The sequence below is a fragment of the Halomonas shengliensis genome (assembly GCF_900104135.1).
GTDB classification, from domain to species: domain Bacteria; phylum Pseudomonadota; class Gammaproteobacteria; order Pseudomonadales; family Halomonadaceae; genus Halomonas; species Halomonas shengliensis.
Genome location: NZ_FNIV01000005.1, coordinates 38,749 through 45,475 on the forward strand (window position 1 = coordinate 38,749; position 6,727 = coordinate 45,475).

At 73.1% G+C, this 6,727-nt stretch carries 6 protein-coding genes; 5 read left to right on the plus strand and 1 reads right to left on the minus strand.

All coding sequences use genetic code 11. From position 1 onward, the window contains the following. Positions 1–11: 11 nt before the first annotated feature. From rnd to BLP95_RS08775, 3 genes are all read left to right on the plus strand, one after another. Positions 12–1,139, plus strand: a complete 1,128-nt coding sequence (rnd, locus tag BLP95_RS08765; RefSeq protein ID WP_089678320.1) for a ribonuclease D — start codon at positions 12–14, stop codon at positions 1,137–1,139. Then, a complete protein-coding gene (locus tag BLP95_RS08770; RefSeq protein WP_089678322.1) occupies positions 1,136–1,447 on the plus strand; it encodes a YcgL domain-containing protein in 312 nt (103 codons plus the stop codon). Before rnd ends, BLP95_RS08770 begins: the two co-directional genes overlap by 4 nt. 249 nt (positions 1,448–1,696) lie before the next feature. Then, positions 1,697–2,143, plus strand: a complete 447-nt coding sequence (locus BLP95_RS08775) for a YcgN family cysteine cluster protein (RefSeq protein WP_176760257.1) — start codon at positions 1,697–1,699, stop codon at positions 2,141–2,143. Positions 2,144–2,154: 11 nt separating this feature from the next. Here the strand turns inward: BLP95_RS08775 and BLP95_RS08780 are convergent, their stop codons facing one another. Continuing rightward, a complete protein-coding gene (locus tag BLP95_RS08780) occupies positions 2,155–4,242 on the minus strand; it encodes a S9 family peptidase (RefSeq protein WP_089678326.1) in 2,088 nt (695 codons plus the stop codon). Between the two features lie 44 nt (positions 4,243–4,286). On the opposite strand from BLP95_RS08780, the gene BLP95_RS08785 reads away from it, so the two are divergent. Beyond that, positions 4,287–4,721, plus strand: a complete 435-nt coding sequence (locus BLP95_RS08785) for a hypothetical protein (protein WP_089678328.1) — start codon at positions 4,287–4,289, stop codon at positions 4,719–4,721. Positions 4,722–4,785: 64 nt separating this feature from the next. Continuing rightward, positions 4,786–6,642, plus strand: a complete 1,857-nt coding sequence (locus BLP95_RS08790; protein WP_143004413.1) for a VWA domain-containing protein — start codon at positions 4,786–4,788, stop codon at positions 6,640–6,642. Positions 6,643–6,727: the final 85 nt, after the last annotated feature.

Below are 6,727 nucleotides of genomic sequence, written 5' to 3' on the forward strand. Positions count from 1 at the left end.
CCGGATCCCCGATGCCCCTGACCCCCGAGATTCACTGGATCGACACCCCCGAGGCCCTGGACGCCGCCTGCCAGGCGGTGGCCGACGCCGACGTCATCGCCCTGGACACCGAGTTCTTCCGCGAGAACACCTTCTACCCGGTGCCGGCGCTGATCCAGTTCTCCGCCGGCGAGGCGGCCTGGCTGGTCGACCCCCAGGCCGTCGCCTGCACCGAGGCCTTCCGCCGCCTGCTCGCCGAGGGCCCGCTCAAGCTGCTGCATGCGGCCAGCGAGGACCTGGAGGTGTTCGCCCGCTGGGCCGGGGTGGTGCCCTGCCCGCTGGTGGATACCCAGGTCGCCCAGGGCCTGCTCGGCGACAACCCCGCCATGGGCTACCAGAAGCTGGTCGAGCACTGGGTCGGCGAGACCCTGCCCAAGGACGAGACCCGCTCCGACTGGCTGGTGCGCCCGCTCTCCGAGACCCAGCAGCAGTACGCCGCCCTCGACGTCGTCTACCTGGTCCAGGTGTGGGCCCATCAGCGCGAGGCGCTCGAGCGCCTGGGGCGTAGCGAGTGGCTGGCGGCCGATGGGGAGGCGCTGCTCGCCCAGCTGGCGCGCGGCGCCGAGGCCGATGGCCAGTGGTACCTGCGCCAGAAGCAGCTGTGGCGCCTGGCGCCGCGCCAGATCGAGGCCTATCGGCGCCTGACCACCTGGCGGGAGGGCGAGGCCCGGGCCCGCAACCTGCCGCGCGGCTGGCTGGTCCACGACCGGGTGCTGTTCGCCATCGCCGAGGCGATGCCGGAGAACCGCTTCGAGCTCGCGCGGCTCGAGGGCGTCAAGCCGAGCCTGGTCAAGCGCGACGGCGACACCCTGCTGGCGCTGGTGGCCGAGGCGCGTCACCTCGACGAGGGTGACCTGCCCCGCGCGCTGCCCTCGCCCATGGCCCCGGAGTTCAAGCGTGGCGTCAAGGCGCTCAAGAAGGTGGTCAACACCGAGGCCGAGCGCCTGGGGCTGGCCCCGGAGGTGCTGATGCGCCGCCGCGACCTGGAGGCCCTGATCACCGCCCACCTGGAGGGCGAGGCGCCGCCGCTGCCCACGGGGTGGCGCGGCGACCGCCTGAACCCGGGCCTGACCCAGGCCCTCGAGGAGCTGCCCCGATGAGTGACGACCGCATGCCCGGCAACCGCCTGCTGTGCCAGGTGTTCAGGAGCCCGCGCAAGGACGAGATGTATCTCTACGTCGACAAGCGCGAGGGGCTCGCCCGCGTCCCCGAGCCGCTGCTGGTGCGCTTCGGCGAGCCGCAGCCGGCGATGACCCTGCTGCTCAGCCCCGAGAAACGCCTGGCCCGCGCCGGCGCCGCCGAGGTGATGGCGGCGATCCGCGACAAGGGTTTCTACCTGCAGATGCCGCCGGCCAAGGAGGAGTACCTGCTGGATCTCTACCGCACCCCCACCGAGGCGCGGTACTGATTTACCGCGCCCGATGCCGCGCGAACCCCGTTTTATCGTGCCCGACGCCGCGCGAAACCCGCTTTATCGCGCCCGACGCCGCGCGAAAGCCGTTTAACCCAGGGGCGCCGGGGGCAGGCTGAAGAGGAGGTCCTGCGCCAGGGAAGGCGCCGGTAGCGTACAGGGAGGTATTCACAGCGCCTCCTCGCAGGCCTGCCGCCGGTTCAGCCCCGAGATGCCTGCTGTTTTGCAGGATAACTGGAAGGTGCCATGCGAGAACGTTTCTGGGAGCGCTATCCCCTCGAGGAGCTGACCGCCGAGGAGTGGGAGGCGCTGTGCGACGGCTGCGGTCAGTGCTGCCTGCTCAAGTTCCAGGACGACGACACCGGCGAACTGGCGGTGCTCAACCTGGCCTGCGAGTTGCTGGATATCCACAGCTGCCGCTGCAGCGACTATCCCAACCGTCTGGCGCGGGTGCCGGAGTGCACCCAGCTGACGCCGGAGCGGGTGGACGAGTTTCGCTGGTTGCCGCGCTCCTGCGCCTACCTGCGGGTGGCCGAGGGGCGCAAGCTGGCCGCCTGGCACCCGCTGCTCTCCGGCGACCCGGAGCGGGTCCACCGCAAGGGGGTCAGCGTGCGCGGCTTCGCCGTCTCCAGCCGCGGGGTCCCCGAGGAGCACTACGAGGACCACATCATCGCGGTGATCCCCGTCGACTGAGGGCGCCGGCGCTATGCCGGGCGTTCGACGCCCAGCGCCCAGAGCAGGAAGGCGTCCTGGCGGGCGCCGTCGTGCCACGCCTTGAAGCGCCCCGAGGCGCCACCGTGGCCGGCGGCCATGTCGGTGCGCAGCAGGGTGGGGCCGCGGGCGGTGCCGAGCTCCACCAGCCGCGCGTAGAGCTTGGCGGGCTCCCAGTAGGGCACCCGGGTGTCGTGCCAGCTGCCCTGCAGGAAGAGCGCCGGGTAGGGGGCCGAGGTCAGGTTGTCCAGCGGCGAGTAGTCGCGGATGCGGTGGCGCGCCTCGGGCTCCTCGGGGTTGCCCCACTCCGTGTACTCGGCGGTGGTCAGCGGCAGGTCCGGGTTCTCCATGGTGCGCAGCACGTCGACGAAGGGCACGTCGAGCACCGCCGCGCAGAACGCCTCCGGGGCCAGGTTGAGGCTGGCGCCCACCAGCAGGCCGCCGGCGCTGGCGCCGTAGGCGGCGATGCGCTCGCCGTCGGCGATGCCGTGTTCCACCAGGGCGTCCCGGGCGGCCAGGAAGTCGCGGAAGCTGTTCGCCTTGTGCTCGAGCTTGCCGGCCAGGTACCAGGGTTCGCCACGGTCGCCACCGCCGCGCACATGGGCCACGGCGAAGGCCACCCCACGCGCCAGCAGCTCCAGGCGCGCCACCGAGAACCACGGATCCAGCACCTCGCCGTAGGCCCCGTAGCCGTAGAGCAGGGTGGGCAGCGGGTGGCCCACCAGGTCGGCACGCATCACCACCGAGACCGGGATGCGCTCGCCGTCATGGGAGGTCGCCCACAGGCGCTCGCAGGCCAGTCGCTCGGGGGCCAGGTCGCCGTGGATCGGCTGCTGCTTGAGCAGGCGGCGCTCGCCGCTGTCCAGGTCGTGTTCGATCCAGCTCACCGGCAGCACGAAGGACTCCTCGCGCAGCCGCAGCCGGCGGCTGTCGAAGTGGGGCTCGTCGCCCAGCGCCAGGCTGCAGGGCGTCTCCGGCAGAGGCAGGCGCTCGTCGCGGGTGACGCCGTGGGCGGCGTCGAGCTCGATCACCCGCAGGTGCACCTGGGCCTCGGCGTGGTCGCGCTCGGTGAGCACCAGCCCCCAGTCGAAGGCGTCGACCCCCTCCAGGGTGTGGTGCTCGCGATGGGCGACCAGCGCCTGCCAGCTCGCGGCCTCGGCGGCCTCGTCGAGGCGTGACTCCGCCACCACGTCGAGCCGGAAGTGGGTCGCCTCGCGGTTGTGCAGCACGTAGAAGTGGCCGGGACGGTGGTCCAGGGCGAGCTCCACGCCGCTCTCCCGGGGCCGGAAGCAGCGCGGTGGGGTGGCCGGTGCCCGGGCAGGGATCAGGTGGCACTCGCTGGTGTCCTTGGAGGCGCTCTCCAGCACCAGCCACTCACGCGAGCGAGTCTTGCCGAGCCCCAGCCAGAACTCCGGGTCCGCCTCGCGCAGGATCAGCGCGGGGTCGCCCGCCTCGCCCTCGGCAAGCGGCAGCCGCCATACGCTCTCGGGGCGCTGGGTGGCGTCATAGCGGGTGAACAGCAGGGTGGCGTTGTCCTCGGCCCAGGTCAGCTCCGGGCCGATGTCGCGCAGCAGGCGCCTCGGCTCGCCGTCGGGCAGCCGCGCCAGGAAGAGGTCGAAGCGCTCGTCGCCGGTGGTGTCCTCGCTCCAGGCCAGCCAGCGCTCGTCCGGGGAGAGGGCCATGTCACCGAGCTCCAGGAAGTCGTGGGCGGCGGCACGGGCCTCGATGTCGAGGAAGGGGACGGCACGGTCCGGCTTGCCGTTGGGGTGGCGCCACCACACAGGGTAGTCGGCGTCGGCGGCGGTCTCGCTCCAGTAGGTGTAGTGGTCCAGCGGCGTGCGCAGGCCGTGCACGGCCAACTCGCGCCGCGCCAGGTGGCCGTGGTAGAGGCGCTCGGTGAGGTCCGAAAGCGGCCTGAACCAGGCGTCGCTCTCGGCGTTGGCGGCCTCGAGGAAGGCGCTGACCGCGGGGTCGTCGCGGTCCTCGAGCCAGTGCCACTCGGGATCCTCGGGACGGCGGAAGCGGGCCACCGGGGCGTCGGTGGCGGGGGCGTCGGGGCGATGCGGCGGCTGTGCTTTCATGGCGCGGGATGTACCATACTCGAACTGGGAAATGTGAGGTGACGATGCCTATTACCGAATCGATGAGCCTACTATGGCTCGGCTACGCTGTCCTGTCGCTGGTGGTGCTGGTGACCGGCTACCTGGGGCTGGCCTTCCTGCCGCGCGGGCTGCGCCTGCCGATCACCTGGCTGGTGGCCGGGGTGATGTGGATGCCGGCGCGCTTTCGCCTGCCGCTGATCGAGGAGGGCGATGTCTACACCGGCTTCGCCCCGGCGGTGGTGGTGGCGGCGGTGGCCTTCCTCGAGCGCAACGCCGAGGCGCTGGCCCCGGCGCTCACCCTGACCGCCCTGGGGGCGGCGCTCGGCGTGGTCGTCGGCCTGCTGCTGTGGTGGCGTGGCCGGCATCGCGTCGCCCCGGCGCGCCGCCAGGCACGCGAAGAGGAAGACGACGCCGCCTCCGTCGAGCGGCGTCGGGAGCCGATGATCGGCCCGGGCTGAACGGCCACGCAGGATGGGTCGGCCGCAGGCGAGCCGCCAGGAGTGATCGAACAAGGAGGCCGGGATGGCCAGCAGCAGAGGTCGCGAAGCGCAGGCCAGGGCAGGGCGCCGGCGCACGGGTCGGGTGGGGGTGCGCTGCCTGATGGCGTGCTGCCTGGGGCTTCTCCTCGGACCCACGGCCGCGGCGCAGCCGGTGGACGCGCCCCCCGAGGTGCGGGTGATCATCGATGTCTCCGGCAGCATGCGCGAGAACGACCCGGAGCGCCTCAGCGCCAGCGCCCTGGAGCTGCTGGTATCGCTGCTGCCGGAGGGTACCCTCGCCGGGGTCTGGACCTTCGGCGAGACGGTGGCCAACCCCCTGCCGCGGGGCGAGGTGGATAACGAGTGGCGCGAGCAGGCCCGCCGGCTGCGTCCGCGCCTGGCCGGCGCACAGCCCTACACCGACATCGAGGCCGCGGTGCGTGCCGCCGCCGACCCCGAGGCCGAGGGCTGGCGTCATCTGGTGCTGCTCACCGACGGGGTGATCGACCTGCCCCCCGCCCGAGGCCCCAAGCCCGAGGTGGACGCCGCCTCCCGCCAGCGGCTGCTTCAGCGCCTGGCCCCACGCCTGGCCGATGCCGGCGTGGTGGTTCACGCCATCGCCTTCTCCGGTCAGGCCGACATGGGGCTGGTGGCGTCGCTGTCGCGCACCACCGGCGGCCTGCCGGCCCAGGTGGTCTCCCCCGAGAGCCTGCTGGGCGCCTTCCTGGACATCGTCGAGCGCATCTACCCTGCCGACCGCATCCCCCTCGAGGCGGGGCGCTTCGTCGTCGAACCGGGCGTCGAGGCCTTCTCCGCGCTGCTCTTCCATGCACCCGATGCCGAGCCGCTGACCCTGGTGGCACCCGACGGCCGCGAGTATGACGCCGAGGCGCCGCCGCCCAACGGGCGCTGGCAGCCCGGGACACGCTTCGACCTGCTGCGGGTGCCGGAGCCGATGCCGGGGGAGTGGCGGGTCGTGGGCGAGATCGGCGCCGACAGCCGCATCGGCGTCGCCTCGGCGCTGGCGCTCAACACCGGCGCCCTGCCCGCCACCGCCTTCCTGGGCCTGCCGCTGCCGGTGGAGGCGTGGCTGACGCGTCACGGCGTTCCCTTCGAGGGCGAGCTGGCGGGGCTGAGCCTGGGCGCCGAGCTCACCGATGCCGACGGCCGGGTACAGTCGGCGATCCGCCTCGAGCGCGAGGGCGAGCGCTTCCGCGGCACACTGCCGGCCCCGGCGCTGCCCGGCACCGCCCGGCTGACGGTGCGCGCCGAGGCCGAGGGCTTCACCCGCGAGCGGGTCCAGGCGATCAACCTGCTGGCACCGTTGACCGCGCACCACGAGCCGGCCAACCGGCGTGTGGTGCTGGAGGCGCGCCACCCCGAGCTCGACCACGGCAGCGCCCGCCCCTGGGCCGAGCTCGACGGCGAACGCCTCGCCGTCGAGCCGCTCACGCCGCGGCGCTGGGCGGTGGCCCTGCCCGAGCTGGATGCGTCCATCCGCCGCCCGCTGCTGCTGGGCGCCGAGGTGGAGCTTGGGGGCGAGACCCGCGAGCTGCGCCTGCCGCGCCTGGTACTCTTCGCCGAGGCCGCCACCGGCCTCGATCTGGCCGCCAGCGAAGGCGAGCTCGCCGCCGAGCGCTTCCACGAGGATCTCGCCGTCGGCCGCGACGCCGCCCCCGAGGGGCGGGTGGCGCGCCTGGTCGAGGGCCTCAATGCCTGGGTGGCGGTGGGGGTCACCCACTGGCGCGAGGCCTGGCAACCGCGGCTGGCCGAGCTGGCCCGCCGGCCCCAGGCCTGGGCGGCGGCCGCCGGCGTGGCGCTGCTGGTGCTGCTTGCCTGGCGGTGGCGCGCCCGCCGTGACCGTCGTCACCAGACCCACCGGGAGGATCCCCATGTGTGAGCATACGGGAACTGCTGGTTCTGCCTTTGGAATCAACAGCATGTCGGGGCGTAACTGTCTCACGGTTTTCGGCACTTCGCGGGGT

Bases quoted from the DNA above. Each gene is read 5' to 3' on its own strand.
- rnd (WP_089678320.1), top strand. From the start codon at position 12: ATGCCCCTGACCCCCGAGATTCACTGGATCGACACCCCCGAGGCCCTG.
- BLP95_RS08770 (WP_089678322.1), top strand. From the start codon at position 1,136: ATGAGTGACGACCGCATGCCCGGCAACCGCCTGCTGTGCCAGGTGTTC.
- BLP95_RS08775 (WP_176760257.1), top strand. From the start codon at position 1,697: ATGCGAGAACGTTTCTGGGAGCGCTATCCCCTCGAGGAGCTGACCGCC.
- BLP95_RS08780 (WP_089678326.1), bottom strand. From the start codon at position 4,242: ATGAAAGCACAGCCGCCGCATCGCCCCGACGCCCCCGCCACCGACGCC.
- BLP95_RS08785 (WP_089678328.1), top strand. From the start codon at position 4,287: ATGCCTATTACCGAATCGATGAGCCTACTATGGCTCGGCTACGCTGTC.
- BLP95_RS08790 (WP_143004413.1), top strand. From the start codon at position 4,786: ATGGCCAGCAGCAGAGGTCGCGAAGCGCAGGCCAGGGCAGGGCGCCGG.